The 15877-nt window shown below is 58.5% G+C and carries 11 protein-coding genes and 1 pseudogene; 5 read left to right on the top strand and 7 right to left on the bottom strand.

Annotated elements, in window-relative coordinates; translation table 11 throughout:
* Positions 1-3: 3 nt before the first annotated feature.
* The 4 genes from KYK83_RS13525 to KYK83_RS13510 all read right to left on the bottom strand — a co-directional run bounded on the left by KYK83_RS13525 (position 4) and on the right by KYK83_RS13510 (position 5505).
* Complete coding sequence (locus KYK83_RS13525) at positions 4-1491, bottom strand: MFS transporter (protein ID WP_222828617.1); 1488 nt, start codon at positions 1489-1491, stop codon at positions 4-6.
* Between the two features lie 34 nt (positions 1492-1525).
* Positions 1526-2392 carry an alpha/beta fold hydrolase gene (locus tag KYK83_RS13520; RefSeq protein ID WP_346729470.1) on the bottom strand — a complete coding sequence of 289 codons (867 nt, stop codon included), beginning with the start codon at positions 2390-2392 and terminating at the stop codon, positions 1526-1528.
* A gap of 24 nt (positions 2393-2416) precedes the next feature.
* Positions 2417-4105 (bottom strand): PHA/PHB synthase family protein, encoded by a 1689-nt coding sequence (locus KYK83_RS13515; RefSeq protein ID WP_222828616.1) that lies wholly within the window; start codon positions 4103-4105, stop codon positions 2417-2419.
* An 89-nt stretch (positions 4106-4194) separates the two neighbouring features.
* A complete protein-coding gene (locus KYK83_RS13510) occupies positions 4195-5505 on the bottom strand; it encodes an FAD-dependent oxidoreductase (RefSeq protein WP_222828615.1) in 1311 nt (436 codons plus the stop codon).
* 182 nt (positions 5506-5687) lie between these two features.
* On the opposite strand from KYK83_RS13510, the gene KYK83_RS13505 reads away from it, so the two are divergent.
* The 5 genes and pseudogenes from KYK83_RS13505 to KYK83_RS13485 form a co-directional block, all read left to right on the top strand.
* The gene (locus KYK83_RS13505) at positions 5688-7904 is read left to right on the top strand and encodes a putative bifunctional diguanylate cyclase/phosphodiesterase (RefSeq protein ID WP_248284472.1); all 2217 of its coding nucleotides are present in this window, start codon (positions 5688-5690) and stop codon (positions 7902-7904) included.
* 89 nt (positions 7905-7993) lie between these two features.
* The gene (locus KYK83_RS13500; protein WP_222828614.1) at positions 7994-10219 is read left to right on the top strand and encodes a putative bifunctional diguanylate cyclase/phosphodiesterase; all 2226 of its coding nucleotides are present in this window, start codon (positions 7994-7996) and stop codon (positions 10217-10219) included.
* A 47-nt stretch (positions 10220-10266) separates the two neighbouring features.
* Positions 10267-12102 carry a translation elongation factor 4 gene (gene lepA, locus KYK83_RS13495; RefSeq protein WP_222828613.1) on the top strand — a complete coding sequence of 612 codons (1836 nt, stop codon included), beginning with the start codon at positions 10267-10269 and terminating at the stop codon, positions 12100-12102.
* 313 nt (positions 12103-12415) lie between these two features.
* Positions 12416-12742, top strand: coding sequence for a DUF6481 family protein (locus KYK83_RS13490; protein ID WP_103023665.1), 327 nt, complete (start codon positions 12416-12418; stop codon positions 12740-12742).
* A gap of 64 nt (positions 12743-12806) precedes the next feature.
* Positions 12807-13037, top strand: a pseudogene (locus KYK83_RS13485) (elongation factor 4); the annotation flags it as partial.
* A gap of 83 nt (positions 13038-13120) precedes the next feature.
* Here KYK83_RS13485 and KYK83_RS13480 read toward each other — a convergent pair.
* The 3 genes from KYK83_RS13480 to KYK83_RS13470 form a co-directional block, all read right to left on the bottom strand.
* A complete protein-coding gene (locus KYK83_RS13480; RefSeq protein WP_222828612.1) occupies positions 13121-15025 on the bottom strand; it encodes an ATP-binding protein in 1905 nt (634 codons plus the stop codon).
* Positions 15012-15524 (bottom strand): ABC-three component system middle component 5, encoded by a 513-nt coding sequence (locus KYK83_RS13475; protein WP_222828611.1) that lies wholly within the window; start codon positions 15522-15524, stop codon positions 15012-15014. The genes KYK83_RS13480 and KYK83_RS13475 overlap by 14 nt, the downstream gene beginning before the upstream one ends.
* Positions 15521-15877: ABC-three component system protein (locus KYK83_RS13470; protein WP_222828610.1), on the bottom strand; the 357-nt coding region annotated here is incomplete at its 5' end. The genes KYK83_RS13475 and KYK83_RS13470, both read right to left, overlap by 4 nt.

The following is a 15877-nucleotide window of genomic DNA, read 5'->3' as shown; positions in this document are numbered from 1 at the left end:
TGATTAGGCAGCGCGTTCCGGCATTCGGACGGTCAGCAGGGTAGCGAAGCCGATGATGAAGAGAATGTTGATCGAAACCATGCCGATCCGCTGATCGCCCGACCAAAGGGTAAACTGTTCCACCAGCAGCGGCCCCATCCATACAGTGATCGTCCCGGCAATGGCGTAGAGGCCGAAGAATTCGCCGCTGCGGCCCGGCGGGGCAAGCGTCACCAGCATCGTGCGGCCAGACGAAATGCTGGCCGTAACAGTGATGGCGACCACGCTGATCAGCGAAAGGTAGACGATGTCCGAAAGTGTCTGGAAGACCGGGCCGTCCCAGACCTGACTGTTTTCGATCAGCCCGAGAAACAGGCTTTCGCGGGTTATGCTGAGCTGCGTTAGCCCGGCGAGGACCATCAACATGATTTCGACAAGGAGGGCGCGCTTGACGCCGACCTTTGACTCAAGCCATCCGCCGATGAGCCCGCCGGCAAAGGCGCAGGCGCTGGCAAAAATGGCGTAGCACAGCATTTCCAGGAAATTCCAGCCGAGGAAGAGTGCCACATAGACCGCGCCAAGCGCCAGGAGGGCAGCCATTCCATCGGCATAGAACATGCGTGCTACGAGGAATTTCATCAGTTCGCGGTAGTGGGTCGCTGCACGAAGAGTGCGCCAGACGCTTACCGCGCCGTCCCGGAAAGCGCTGGCCCAGCTCGCGCCCGGAACGCCGGGATCGCGCGCATTGAGAAAAAACGGGATGGAGAAGACGGCAAGCCAGACGGCACATATCGGCCCGGCAAGCCGCGCATGTTCGAACTTCGAAAGGTCGACGCCGAACTGCGGGATCGCAAAAGGCCAGCCGATCGCGGCGGGCAGAACGAAAAGCAACGCGATAGCGAGGAAGATTAGCGTTGCAGCAAGATTGCCGAGACCGAGGCCCAGACCCGAGATCATCGCCAGCCGCTTGGGCTCGCCCGCAACGCTGAGCATGGCATTATGTGTGACCTCGGAATAGGTGTAGCTGACATAGGCGACGACCAGCAGCACCATGATCGCGCCTACGCTCAACCCCTGGCCGCCCGGCATCGCGAACCAGAGCATGGCCGAACAGACGACGATCGATCCGAGGAAGATTGCCAGAATGGGCTTCAGTCGCCCCCCGCGGTCCAGCGCGGCACCCAGAAACGGCGCGGTTAACGCGGCGATCAATCCGGCCCATTTCGTTACCGAGGCAATCGTTGCCTGGCCCTGCGCATTGGCCGCTGCGAGCGCCTGATCGTCCGGCAGACCGGCAAGCGTACCGCTGGCGAGGAGATCCGCGCCGATGATGTCCCGCGCGAAATACGGCGCGAAGATGTAGATGACGATGAGGATGTAATAGGGATTGCGGGCCCATTCGAAGATCGCCCAGGAAAATCCGGTCCGGCCGAGCGCACCGCCTTCACCGCTGGTCTGGCGTATCGGCTGATTGGCGAGCGGATTTGCGGCAAGCGCGGGATCGGTGGCCATCGTCAATTCCTTATGATCCCGGCCGTCCCGCTGTTCAGGCGGCTCTGGCCAGTTCCGCGTCTGTGGTCGGAGCGTCGAGAAATGCTCTCAGCTTGCCAATGCACTGATCGGCATGCGTCAGCAGGAAAAGATGGCCGCCGCCCGCTATGACTTCCAAATGCGCATTGGGGATCGCAGAGGCGAGGATGCGCCCATTGACGAGTGGGACGATCTGATCATCGTCGCCCATCATCACCAGCGTTTCCTTCTTCATCAGGGGCAGGGCGGGAAGGCTGGTCCATCCCAGCATGGCGATAAGCTGGTAGAAATATCCCCGCGGTGATGGCGGCTTGAGGCGGCCGATGTGGCTGGTCTTCTGGTTTGCCCCGCCGTCGGGATCGATGCCGCCGTAGAGCGTCTGGAAATGCTCGTTCATATATTTGGGATCGATGTAGCGGCGCGGATTGGCCATCTTGGTCAGCGCGGCGGGATTGCCCGGCACCATGAGCATCCCTGCCGTCGTGGCGGCCAGAACCAGTCTGTGGGTTCGCTTGGGATATTGAAGCGCGAAGTGCTGGGCCATGGCACCCCCCCACGAAACACCCATCACATCGACTTCGGCGATCCCGAGCTGATCCAGAACCTGCCTGGCCGTCCAGCTCATCGTGAAAGGATTATACGGCAGCGCGGGATCGGGGCTTTCGCCCGTTCCCGGCATGTCGAACATCACGAAGGCGCGTTCGGTCAGCTTTTCGGCCAGCGGGGCGACAGCTTCGATATTCGCGCCGATACCATTGAAGAACAGGATCGGGGGATGATCAAGGTCGTCGTCCAGCCGCCAGGTCGCCACGCGCAGGGTTCGCCCACCAGCCTCCATCATTTCGATAGTGGCGGTCATGGGTTCGTTCTTCGATGCGGTCACTCAATGATCCTTCAAGACTGCCTGTCAGCAGGATTCCAAGACGTACTGGCCGGGCGCGGGGTCCAGGGGGGCGTATTGCTTGGTCCCGAGCTTGGCAGGGGCTTTCTTCTTCTTGCCGGAACGCGTCTGAACCCAGTCTATCCAGTAAGGCCACCAGCTACCGGCGACCTCTTCGGTCCCCTTCAGCCATTCATCGGCCGTCGCGGGGAGCTTCTTTTCGCCATCGCCCTGAATGTAATATTTCGCCTTCGGATTGCCCGGAGGGTTCAGAATGGCCTGCATGTGGCCGGAATGGCTGAGAACGTAGGTCACGTCCTTCGACCCGAACAGCTGGGTCGACCGGTATGTCGCCTTCCACGGTGTGATATGATCGGTGACGCCGCCGAGGATGAAAAGATCGCTCGTGACCTTCGACAGATCGATCTTGTGATCGACCATCTCGACCTCGCCCTTTTTCGTGAAGGCCAGTGTTTCGAACACCGTCAGGAAATCGCCCATCAACGCGCCCGAAAGATTGGTCGCATCGGCATTCCAGAACAGCACATCGAAAGCTGGCGGGTCCTGTCCAAGCAGGTAATTGTTGATGACGTAGTTCCAGATCAGATCGTTCGGACGCAGCCAGGCGAAGCCGCGGGCTAGGTCGTCCCCCTTGATGACGCCCTTCTTCGCAGCGCGGTGTTTGGCGAGGGCAAGACCGTTTTCGCTGACCAGCGAACCGGCCTCGATATCGTTCTGCTTGGGATGGAGGACACAGACCATCAGTGTGAGCGCGCCGAGCAGATCGTCCTTGTCGGACGCCATCTTGCTGGCCAGCATGGTAGCGGTCTGACCGCCGGAGCACCCGGCGGAAACGTTGACCTTCTTGCTACCGGTGATCTTGGCGACCGCTTCCAGCGCCTCCCGACAGGAATTGACGTAATCGGCCATGTCCCAATGGCCTTGATCCTTCGTCGGGTTCTTCCAGCTTATGACGAAGGTCTGGATGCCGTTGTCGAGCTGGTATTTCACCACCGATTTTTCCGGCGACAGATCGTTGATGTACATCTTGTTTATCTGCGGCGGGATGGTGAGCTGGGGGATCTCGTAAACCTCGTCCGTCGTCGGGGTGTACTGGATCAGCTCCATCATCTCCGTGCGCAGAACTACGGAGCCTTTGGACGTGGCGACGTTTTCGCCAAGCTTGAAGGGTTTCTTGTCGACCTGGCTGACCATGCCCTTGTTGTAGACCATGTCGTCATAGGCGTTCTTGAGCCCCTTGATCAGCGACAGGCCGCCGCTGGTGATGGCCATTTTCTGGGCGGAAGGATTGCCGATCAGCGTATTGGTCGGGGCAAGACTGTCGATGATGATATTCGAAACGAAGCGCGCACGATCACGCTCCAGCTCGTCCAGCTCAAGATCTTCGAGCCAGTGCGCTGCGCCCTTCTGCACGGCGAGGTAATATTGCATTCCGGCGCGCATGAACGGGTTGTATTGCCAGGCCGGGTCCTGAAAGCGCTTGTCCTTCGGATTGGGGGCGAGATCGCTCTTGCCGGTCATGATCTTGATCATGTCCTCGCCCATCGTCCGGCTGTGCTTCATCAGACGCTGCGGGTCCGAAGCCGTTTCGCGTAACATGACCGCGACCGCACCGAAAATGTCTTCGCGTGTCAGGCCGACAAGGGGCCCAAGCGCGCTGGTCGACTGGGCAGCTTCATCTTCGAGCTTCGCCATGGTTTTCGGTTCTCTCCACTTTTGACTGCCGCTCTGTGTCGGCATTTCGGCAATTCATGCGGGCCGGCTACGGTTTTGGCAAGCAGGCTTCACAATCCGCGCGCAGCGATCATGCTTTCGATGTCGACGAATTTCTCTCGTGGCGACCCGTCGCGCGCGGCGGCGATCTCCGCTTCCTCGATCTTTTGCCAGTCGCGGAAGGTGACGATATCGAGCCGGCGCTCTGCCGCCAGATCGTCGAATCCCTCGCGCCCCCGTCTGCGGTGTCCCGACCCGATGTCTTCATCGACGATATCGATGACGGAATAGCCATCGGGGCGGTTCGTGCCGATTGTCCCGCTAGGCCCCCGCTTGGCCCAGCCGACGCAATATAGGCCGGGCAGGATGCGGCCCTGATCGTTGGCGAAGCGGCCTGCACGTTCGTCGAACGGGACGCCTTCGATGGGCGACGTCTCGTAACCGATGCAGGTTATGACGATATCTGCCGGTATGCGGTAGGTTTCGCCGGTGCCGATCGCACGGCCAGCCTCGACCACGGTCCGTTCGACCACCACGGCTGTCGCTCTGCAGTCAGTCACATCGATCGCCTTGGGGCTGGCGAAAAAATCGAACTCGATCGCGATGGGTTTCTCGCCATGAATATTCGGGGGAATGGCGGCAAATTCGCGCAGCAAAGTTACCGATTTGCGCATTCCCGGCTCAAGCACGGCATCGTCATCGAGCGGCGGCAGGTCGGCGCTTTCGACCTGCGGACTGGCCCGCTCCAGCTGCATGAGTTCCCCAAGTTCCTTGGGGGTCATCATGATCTGATGCGGCCCCCGGCGGCCAAGGATGGTGACGCTTTCGAGGCTGCTGTTTCTCAGTGCATCAAGCGCGTGGGTAACGATGTCCGAACCGGCGAATTCGTCTTCGGTCTTGGACAATATTCGCGCTACGTCGAGCGCAACATTGCCCATGCCAACGACAACCGCATGGCGGCCAGAAAGATCGGGGTTCAGATTGGCGAATTCGGGATGGCCATTGTACCACCCGACAAATGCCGCACTCCCGATGACGTTCTCGGCATCGGACCCGTCGATGCGCAGCAGGCGATCTTTCGGCGCGCCGGTGGCAAGGATAACCGCATCGTACAATGATTGCAGTTCTTCTATCGAGACATCGCGGCCGATCGCGATATTGCCGACGAAACGCACGGTGTCGCCGATAGCGGTTTTTTCGTAACGTCGCGAAACGCCCTTGATCGACTGATGATCGGGCGCGACACCGGTGCGGATCAGCCCGAAGGGAACGGGTAACATGTCGAAGACATCGATGCGGGCCTCATCGCCCCATTTCTTAACGGCCGCTTCCGCAGTGTAGTACCCGGCCGGACCCGAACCCACGATTGCGATGTGCCGCATGTCCTTCTCCCGCAAGACAGTGCGTTAGATGCACGTCTGCCGTGCGCATGGCAAGTTCGCCGAAGCCGTCCAACTGCCTAGCAGCGGGATTATGCCTTTGGAAAGAAATTGCCGGTAAATGCAGTAGTTACCCGGAGCTTTCGGGCCGCTTTCCGGGTTTTTCAGTTAGAGGTAAGCTTTAGATGGGTGGGTTCTTCTCGCGGGCGACGCGGGCCAAGACAATGGAGGACGAGGCGCTGGAGGATGCGCCGCTTTGCCCTATTGCCGTATCCGATGCGGCGCGCCGGGTTGAACTTCTCGACAGTTTCGAAGCCGCCGGGCTCGGCTGGTTCTGGGCTACGGACGCTCAGGGTCGCCTGATCTATCTTTCCCAGAATGCCGCTCTCAAGCTTGGCTGGAACGACGGCGAGGCCATCGGAAAGCCCCTCGGTGATCTCTTCATGACCGAGCAGGATGATGATCCGAACCGGACCGAGCGGCCGCTCGCTTTCCTGCTCAGTGCACGAAACTCGATCAGCCAGTTGAACGTCAGGCTCGCCGTTGCAGGCCAGGAAGTGTGGTGGGAAATCGCCGGCAAGCCGCAATTCGATGAAGCCCAACGCTTCACCGGGTACCGCGGGAGTGCGAAAGACATCACCCGCAGCCGTGAAAGCCAACGCGATGCCGAACGGCTCGCGCAGTATGATTCGCTGACCGGGCTGTCCAATCGTCACCGCATGACCAAGCGGCTGTCGGCAACGCTCGCGGCGTACCGCAATTCCAAGCGCTCCTGCGCGCTTTTGATGCTCGATCTCGATCGATTCAAACAGGTCAACGATACGCTTGGCCACCCAGCCGGCGACGAATTGCTGAAGCAGGTTGCAGCGAGACTTGGCCGTATTGTCGGCGACAAGGGCGAAATCGGTCGACTGGGCGGTGACGAATTCCAGATCATGCTTCCCGACATCGATGACCGGGGTGCACTGGGCGAATTGGGCCAAAGGCTGATCCAGATGATCTCCCAACCTTATTCGATCAATGGCGCGCGCGCGATTATCGGTACATCAGTTGGCATCGCGATTGCACCGTATGACGGGCTCGACACCGAGGAACTGGTCAAGGCCACCGATCTCGCGCTCTACGCCGCCAAGGGGGGCGGGCGAGGCCAGTATCGTTTCTATTCGAGCGATCTGCAGGATGGCGCCAAGCATCGTCGGCAGGTCGAGGAAGACCTTCGCGACGCAATTACCAATAGCGAACTGTCGATGCACTATCAGCCACTGATCTGCGCAAAGACACACACCGTGCAGGCCTGCGAGGCTCTCATGCGGTGGGAACATCCCGAACGGGGCAGCATATCGCCCGGCGTCTTCATCCCGGTGGCCGAGGAAATCGGGATCATCAAGGAGATGGGCGACTGGGCGCTCAGGGAAGTGTGTCGGCAGGCCAAGGAGTGGCCGGTCGATTTACGTGTCGCAGTCAATGTCTCCGCGATCCAGTTTTCGCATGACGACTTTGCGCATGTGGTGAAAAATGCGCTGCACTATAGCGGGCTTTCACCCGACAGGCTCGAACTCGAAATCACCGAAAGCGTTTTTCTCGGCGATGCTGATCGATCGCAACGCATGTTCGCAGAACTGAAGGATCTGGGCGTTCGTCTGGCTTTGGACGATTTCGGAACCGGTTACAGCTCGCTGAGCTATCTGCGCACGGCACCTTTCGACAAGATCAAGATCGACCAGAGCTTCGTCCGGGGTGCTACGGAAGAAGGTAACAACAACGCCGCTATTCTCAGTGCCATCACGGGTCTTGCAGCAGCGCTGAAGATGGACACGGTCGCAGAAGGCGTCGAAGCGGAAGACGAACTGGCGCTGGTCACTGAACGCGGCGCGACGCTGATCCAGGGACATATTTTCTCGCGTGCGATTTCGCACGAGGAACTCCTGGAGCGCCTCGAACAGGGCAAGCTCAAATACGAACCGCGTGGTCCCGCCAAATATCGCGCGGACCGCAAGCGCGTTTTCCGCCGGATCGGTCTGATCCACGAAGATAGCCGTTACAAGGTGGTGATGCGCAACCTGTCGAAGACCGGCGCGATGATCGAAGGTCTGCTGGATGTCCCGCAAGGAACCGATATCGTTCTGGATCTCGGCGGTGGTCAGTTGGCTGTAGCGACTGTCCGTCGTTCGAAGGGGTCGATGCAGGGCGTCGAGTTCGAAACGCAGCTTATCAGCGACGGCGCCGATGGCCTTTGTACCCGTCATCGTGTGTCGCCCTATCAGATCGAGGCAGCCGGGCGCCCCCTGGCCGCTCTCACGCAGGATGCCTACTCGATGATGGTTGCGGAGCAGCTTGGCTCAGGTCGAAAAAAGTTCGTCGAGGTTGAAGTCGGCAATCCGAAGCCCGGAAGCGGAATCTGATCGTCTCGGATATGCCGTTAGGTTAAAAATAACCATTACTATCTAGGCCGTTCGTACCGAGGCAAATTGTTGCATGAGGCGGCACGACGATGGGGGCTATGCCCTTTTCCGATTTCTTGAGAGGAAGAAAAGCTGAGGCTGAGGCCCCGGCCGAAGATGTATCTCGCTCTTTATCGGCTACCTTCGCCCGTTCCGAAAAGCTGGACGTGGTCGAAGAAATCGAGCGCAGCGGCGCATTGGGCTTCTGGGCGACCGACGCCCACGGTCGGATCGTTTACCTTAGCCCGGCTATTCTCGAAGGTCTGGGTATAGATTTTGCACGCGCTTCCGGCGAACCCCTTCAGCAATTGCTGGTACCCGTCGACGGCGATGGCGACGGTCGATCTTTGGGGCTGAGGCTCAATACCCGCAAGAGTTTTGCAAATCTGACCGTACAGGCCGGTGATGCACAGAACGACATCGTCCTCCGGCTCTCGGGCAGGCCCCTGCACGACAATGACACGAACTTTATCGGATTTCGCGGCAGCGCAGTCGACGTCACACTGGATTTCAGAAGCGAAGAAGAAGCCAACCGTCTGGCCAAATTCGATTCCCTGACCGGTCTGGCAAACCGCCACCGGATGGAACAGCGGATTGATTCCACGCTGCATGCCTTCAAGAGTGCGCAGCGCAGTGCAGCCCTGATGATGCTAGACCTCGACAAGTTCAAACAGGTCAACGACACGCTCGGCCATGCTGCTGGCGACCAGTTGCTGCAGCAGGTGGCAGAGCGTCTCACTAGCGTCATCGGCGGACGGGGGGAAATCGGCCGCCTTGGTGGCGACGAATTCCAGATACTCGTTCCTGATATGGACGACCGCGGAGAGCTTGGCGAAGTTGCCAAGAAGATCATCCAGATCCTTTCGCAGCCCTATTCGGTCGAAGAAGGTCGAGCGATCATCGGTTGTTCGGTAGGCATCGCGGTTGCACCTTATGACGGTATCGAACGCGATGAACTGTCTCGCGCCGCCGACCTGGCTCTTTATGCTTCAAAGAACGGGGGGCGCGGCCAGTTCCGTTTTTACGCAGCCGATCTCGAGCACGAGGCGAACCTGCGCAAACGGATGGAAGACGATCTGGCCGATGCCATCGAGAGCGGCCACTTCACGCTCGAATATCAGCCGGTCGTTTCGCTTGAAGACAATCGCGTGCTCTCTCTCGAAGCCCAGTACTGCTGGGCGGACGAGGAGCGCGGCCGCGTGCCAGCGGATACCTTTCTGCCGGTCGCCGAAGGCAGCCGCCTGATTGTCCCGATCGGGGAATGGGCCATTCGACGTGCGTGCGAAGACGCGCTTTCCTGGCCGGATAGTCTGCGGGTGTCACTCCATATCAGCCCCGTCCAGTTCGAGGCCAACGGTTTTGTCCAGTGTATCGAGCAGGTGCTGGCGGACACGGATCTCGATCCCGCGCGGCTCGAATTGCGCTTTCCGGAAAAGGTGCTCCTCGGGGATGCGTCGAAACTGGACAAGGCGCTCGGGAGCCTGTTCAAGCTCGGAGTGCGGCTCACCGTCGACCAGTTCGGTTCGGGGCTCTCCTCGCTCGCTTATCTGCGGCGGGCGCCGCTGAGCGCGTTACGTATCGGTGCGCAATTCTTCGAACCGATCATGGGCAACGATCTCGGCGATATGGATCTCGTTCGGGCGGTAATCGCGCTGTCTGACGCCATGGGAATGGAGACGACGGCCTCCGGCGTCCACGCGCTCGATCTCATGCACGAACTGAAGCGGCTCGGCATCGATCAGGTCAGCGGCTTTGTCTATTCCGAGGCGCTTTCGAACGAACAGGTATGTCAGGAGCTCGCCAATGGGGAATGGACGCTTGCGCCCACGGATAGCGGTACCCAGCGCGCTTCCCGCCGGACGGTCTTCCGCAAGATCGGCGTGATCCACGAGGATCACTATTACGACGTCACCCTGCGCAATCTCTCGCGTTCAGGGGCGATGATCCAGGGGCTCGAGGATGTGCCGGTTGGGACGATGTTCGTACTCGACTTCGGGCAGGGCCAGCTGGCTGTGTGTACCGTTCGCCGGACGATGGACGATACGCAGGGCCTCGAATTCGAGCAGGAACTGGTCGATGACGGGGCAGGCGGGTTGTGCACGCGGCACCGCGTGAGCCCTTACGAACTCGCGACGGCTGGTGTGCCGCTGGCCGCGCTTTCGCCGGGCAAATATGCCATGGCTCCGGATAGCGGGGCAGGGGCGGGCTTCGCGCAATTCAACCTTTCGGCCAGCGCTCCGAGACAGACCGGTCGCAAGGAAGCGGCACAGGTGTAGCTTTGTCTGCTGACAGGGCGGCGCGGCGCGGCTAATGGGGCGGCGCAATGACCGACCTTTCCAAGATCCGCAATTTCTCCATCATAGCCCACATCGACCATGGCAAGTCGACGTTGGCTGATCGGTTGATCCAGTTTACCGGGGGGCTGACCGACCGGGAGATGTCCGAGCAAGTCCTTGATAACATGGACATCGAGAAGGAGCGGGGCATCACGATCAAGGCGCAGACCGTGCGCCTCAACTACACCGCGCGCGATGGCGAGACCTATGAGCTTAACCTCATGGACACGCCCGGCCACGTCGACTTCGCCTACGAGGTCAGCCGCAGCCTGGCCGCGTGCGAGGGCGCGCTGCTGGTGGTGGACGCGGCGCAAGGGGTGGAAGCGCAGACGCTGGCCAATGTCTACCAGTCCATCGAGCACGACCACGAGATCGTCCCCGTCATCAACAAGATCGACCTGCCCGCCGCCGAACCGCAGCGCGTGGCCGAGGAGATCGAGGAAATCGTCGGCATCGAGGCCACCGGCCCGTGGGAGGAAGGCGGCGCCGTCCTCACCAGCGCCAAATCCGGCATCGGCATCGAGGAAACGCTGGAAGCGCTGGTCAAGCGCATCCCGCCGCCCACGGGCGACCGCGACGCACCGCTGAAAGCCATGCTGGTCGACAGCTGGTACGACCCCTACCTCGGCGTCGTCATCCTGGTGCGCGTGATGGACGGGGTCATCAAGAAGGGCCAGCAGGTCAGGTTCATGCAGGGCGGCACCCAGCACCTGATCGACCGCGTCGGCTGCTTCACCCCCAAGCGCACCGACCTGCCGGAACTCGGCCCGGGCGAAATCGGCTTCATCACCGCGCAGATCAAGGAGGTGGAGCAGGCCCGCGTCGGCGACACCATCACCACGGTGAAGAACGGGGCGCCCGAGGCGCTGAAAGGCTACAAGGAAGTCCAGCCCGTGGTCTTCTGCGGCCTGTTCCCGGTCGACGCCGCCGATTTCGAGAAGCTGCGCGAGAGCATCGGCAAGCTGCGGCTGAACGATGCGAGCTTCAGCTACGAGATGGAAAGCAGCGCCGCGCTGGGCTTCGGCTTCCGCGCCGGCTTCCTCGGCCTGCTGCACCTGGAAATCATCCAGGAACGCCTCAGCCGCGAATACGATCTCGACCTCATCACCACGGCCCCGTCGGTCGTGTACCGGGTCCACCTCGGCCATTCGAAGAACGAGGACGCCAAGACCATCGAGATCCACAATCCCGCCGACTGGCCGGACGTCAACCGGATCGAGACGGTGGAAGAACCGTGGATCAAGGCGGTCATCTACACGCCCGACGAATATCTCGGCGCGATCCTCAAGCTGTGCCAGGACCGCCGCGGCATCCAGACCAATCTGACCTATGTCGGTGGCCGCGCGCAGGTGAGCTACGAACTACCGCTGAACGAAGTGGTGTTCGATTTCTACGACCGGCTGAAATCGATCAGCCGCGGCTATGCCAGCTTCGACTATGAACAGATCGGCAGCCGCGAGGGCGACCTCGTCAAGATGAACATCCTCGTCAACAACGAGCCGGTCGACGCGCTGTCGCTGATCGTCCACCGCAGCGTGGCGGAAGAACGCGGCCGCGGCATGTGCGAGCGGCTGAAGGACCTGATCCCGCGCCACCTGTTCAAGATCCCGATCCAGGCCGCCATCGGCGGCAAGGTCATCGCCCGCGAAACCATCGCCGCGCTGCGCAAGGACGTGACCGCCAAATGTTACGGCGGCGACATCACGCGCAAGAAGAAGCTGCTGGAGAAGCAGAAGAAGGGGAAGGCCAGAATGAGGGAATACGGAAACGTCTCGATCCCTCAGGAAGCCTTCATCGCAGCGCTGCGTATGGGAGAAGAGTGAGTCTCTCATTTCCGAAGATGCGGGAGCGCCCGAAGGGCGGCCTGCCCCGGCGAAGGCCGGGGGGTAATGCGAGCATTCTGCACGAAGCGTTCATCGCCACGCTGCGGATGGCTGAGAAATGATCCCCATTCTCAAACACGCCCGCGTGCGGTAAGGCGAGCTGTCCCCGCACAAGGCGGGGCGTAATGCGAGCCTTCCGCGGAAGGATTTCATTGCCGCGCTGCGGACGGGCGAGGCGTAATCGCCGCACCCCGCGCAGCCCGATTTTTCCAGCCGGCAGCCTGCCGGCCAACCAGAAACGACACGATCCCTAATGCCTTCATTCAAGCAACCCACTTTCCAGGAACGCGCAGCCATGGCCGACAAGGCCCGCGAAAAGGCGCTGAAGAAAATGGCCGCCAAGCCGCCGGTCGACCCTGAGGTCGAAGCCAAGCGCCGCGAGGCCCGCCTGGCGCGCGAAGCCGCCGCCGCCGAAAAGAGCGCCGCGCGCCGCGAAGCGATCGCCAAGGCCAAGGCCGAAAAGATCGCCGCTGCCGAGGCAGCCGCCGAAGCCGCCGCCATTCCGGAGCCGACCGAAGCGGAACTGAAAGCCAAGCGCGACGCGAAATACGCCGCCCGCAAGGCGCGCAAGAAGAGGTGAGGTGAGGGCGGCCTGCGAGAGCGGGCCGCTGAACGCCACTAGTGACGCCTTCGTTCGTTTATAAATCGCGACCCAGGCCGCCATCGGCGGCAAGGAGATCGCCCGCGAAACAATCGCCTCGCTGCGCAAGGAAGTGACCGCCAAATGCTACGGCGGCGACATCACGCGCAAGAAGAAGCTGCTGGAGAAGCAGAAAAAGGGCAAGGCCCGGATGCGCGATTATGGTAATATGAGCATTCCGCAGGAAGCGTTTATTGAAACGCTGCGGATGAGGGAAGAGTGGCAAGGAATATAAACACTTTTTTCGCGCGCCTGCCAACAAAAAGCGATCAGGCAAAAGAAATAGTTTTCAAAGGTTGGGGAACAGTTCTCTTGGCCTTAAGGTAATATATTCAATGTCCGATTCTCGTGTGTATAGAAGCGATCAACGATAAAATCGCTCTCTTGCAAGGACGGCTCTAGCATTGCTGTCGCATAAATTATCTGATGGTCGACTCTTGAGTTTTCACTGATTTCTCTCAGTAGTGACTGAAACCTATGACTCCGTTCAGGTTCCATGCCTTTGTCTTCTATCGTGTCCATCAGGAGAATTCGTGGATGCCGGAACTTCGGGTCTTCCAATGACGACTTGAAGAAGGCGGCAAAAAAGCTGTTTCTTAGAAAAACCATAGAACTTGCAGAAAAGAAGCTCTCGCCATTCACGGCCAGACGATCATCACCAAAACTGAATGTAACCGACTGTGCATTCTGAAAGAGATCCTGACGATCAAGGTCTCTCCTGAGGAGGGCAACGGTGTTATCGGAAATTGCCGAATACGCTCTTGATAGTTGATTGCGCTGAACCCTCTCACCGGCTTCGATTGTGTGCTTTAGATCCAAGATTTCTGCATTTAGTCGCTTTTTCGCGTCGGAAAGGGCTTCGATGCGCTCGATCACTGATGCCTTTTCGCTCAAGTTCTCTAGCTGTCGCTCGAGATAGCCCGCACGACCATAAAGTTTGCGAGCATCTGCTCTGAATTCGGTTGAAGGAAGTCGGTTCAGCAAAGCATAACGAGCATTTAAAGAAGCCCATTTTCGGTCAACAACCTGTAATTCAGCATCCAGCTTTTGGAGATCTTTTTGCCGCTCCTCTTGTAGGAGTCGAGACTGGTTAATCTGCAATCCAGTTTCATTGATGATCGCGAGAATCCGTGACCTAGCACGATCTTTGTCAAAAGGTGCTTTGCAGAGTGTGCAAGCGTGATCCCCGACTTCCTCTATCGGCGCATAACAAGATGGGCAGTAAATAAACGATATTCCGTCAAGATATTTCGCTGTTATGCCGGCATTTTGGAGTTGGTCCAATTTAGATTGAAGTGCATTGATGAACTCCTCGGAGTCCTTCATCTCCAATTGTATAGCGTCGATTCTACTCTCTAGATCAAGCTTAAGAGCCTGGGTCTCCGACAATTGTTCGTAAACGGACTTTTGCTCATCCAAAGTGAGTCCATCGGAGACTTCTGCGTTGAAAATGCGCTCTTCCAGCGCTGCAGCGTGTTTTCGAACTGCGGCTAGCTCAGTTTGGACCTCGCGCCTCTCCGCCTCAATCCACTCCGATGAGATGTCATGTTCGGTACCACTAAAGACTGATATGGCATTTCGCCAATCTGCGGTCACTGCCGACAACGACTTCTCCGCTTCCCGCAACCGGAGTTGACTGCGGTACAACGAGTTATCGTACGCCCCACACAGTAGGTCACCAACGGTCTGTCGGGTAAGGGCGGTATCGAAGGGCTGAAACAAAAAGATGCGATCCACAGGGCTCAACTGGTCTGCATATAGCAGGCGAAGCATCTGGTTCATCGTGATGCTGCTGTTAGCATCGCCTGTGACCTCCGGCATACCTAACAGTCGAAATAAGACTTGTGAGAAGCTCTCCTTCTTGTCCGACCGTCTATAAGCGTGGATCGACCAGTCGGAATTGGCATTGCTATCGTCAAATGATGCCAACGAAATCCTCATTGGCTGACCTGACTTATCCGAAATTTCTCTGGCCAAAGTCGCCTTTAAGCCATTGATCTCTACTTCCAAGACCACTTCTGTGCACAGCAGCGCCGCCTCTCGCCAGTCCGATAGATCGCCGCCAAGGCCATAAAAGAGGAAGTCCAATACCGTTGATTTGCCTGAGCTATTTTCGCCAGCGATAACATTTAAACCAGCGTGAAAATGCGCATCGTAAGCAATGTGCCGTTCCCTTTTAACGACCAGTCGGTTAACGGTTAGATTTGGTCTAAACGACGTCATATTTAAATTCACCAAGTTGCGTACGGTCTTTTATGCCGCCTACGCCATCGAACGGAAATTGACCCAAATCATCATTTAAAAATTGCAGAACAGGTCTGAGTCTTTCAATCTCCAAATTAATTAAGCGAGACATCTCGCCTGGCACACGCTCTCCAATCACTTCAAGTTGTCCGATTTCATATTTGTCTAACGCGATGAGGCCTCTGAGTGCCATTGTTTGGAGGGCGGCATCCTGGATCGCGCGAGCTTGATTGAAGAGTGATTGCGTGCTTGGACGTTGGCCATAAAACGGGGGCTGGCATGCTACTGCCAGCGACTTTCTGCGTTTCATGGAGTTTGGCACTCGAATGCGCTCAATTCTAAAGGGTTCGAGAACAAATATGTCAAATATACGAGCTTTTGAGATTTGAATTGACTCGGCTGCATATTTGCCCTGGAGCAAAAATCGAAATGCTGTGTGGTATGGATCGTAGGCAGGTTCAAAGGCGATTTGTATCATTGGTGCCACCTGACGTAGCATTGCTCGGCAAGCCAGTAGATCATTCCGTTCACATGCGTTGAATTTAGCATGAATGGCCCGGTTCCCATCTCCTCGAGGACGGGTTGAACTAAATGCCTGTCGATAGCGCGATCAATCTCGTCATTTGAGGCAATGCCGAGCAGAGGTTCGATATGCGCCTCGAAACAAGAATCGATGCGAGACAAGAAATAGGCGATAATTTCCTGAGCCGACGGAAATGAACGCCAATCCTCGAGCAACTTCGCAAATGCTTCCTTCTTCCGAAGCGCCTTTAGATAAGCCGAGCCTCGATCACTTGCCTCAAGTTTTCCTTTCAAGCCTTTGATGCCATC

It is taken from the genome of Qipengyuania pacifica (genome assembly GCF_019857205.1).
In the GTDB taxonomy this organism is placed as follows: Bacteria; Pseudomonadota; Alphaproteobacteria; order Sphingomonadales; family Sphingomonadaceae; genus Qipengyuania; species Qipengyuania pacifica.
This window is presented reverse-complemented; position numbering and strand designations above follow the sequence as displayed.

Coding starts and splice junctions, on each gene's coding strand:
- KYK83_RS13500 (WP_222828614.1), top strand. CDS start 7,994: ATGGGGGCTATGCCCTTTTCCGATTTCTTGAGAGGAAGAAAAGCTGAG.
- KYK83_RS13515 (WP_222828616.1), bottom strand. CDS start 4,105: ATGGCGAAGCTCGAAGATGAAGCTGCCCAGTCGACCAGCGCGCTTGGG.
- lepA (WP_222828613.1), top strand. CDS start 10,267: ATGACCGACCTTTCCAAGATCCGCAATTTCTCCATCATAGCCCACATC.
- KYK83_RS13510 (WP_222828615.1), bottom strand. CDS start 5,505: ATGCGGCACATCGCAATCGTGGGTTCGGGTCCGGCCGGGTACTACACT.
- KYK83_RS13490 (WP_103023665.1), top strand. CDS start 12,416: ATGCCTTCATTCAAGCAACCCACTTTCCAGGAACGCGCAGCCATGGCC.
- KYK83_RS13505 (WP_248284472.1), top strand. CDS start 5,688: ATGGGTGGGTTCTTCTCGCGGGCGACGCGGGCCAAGACAATGGAGGAC.
- KYK83_RS13480 (WP_222828612.1), bottom strand. CDS start 15,025: ATGACGTCGTTTAGACCAAATCTAACCGTTAACCGACTGGTCGTTAAA.
- KYK83_RS13475 (WP_222828611.1), bottom strand. CDS start 15,524: ATGATACAAATCGCCTTTGAACCTGCCTACGATCCATACCACACAGCA.
- KYK83_RS13525 (WP_222828617.1), bottom strand. CDS start 1,491: ATGGCCACCGATCCCGCGCTTGCCGCAAATCCGCTCGCCAATCAGCCG.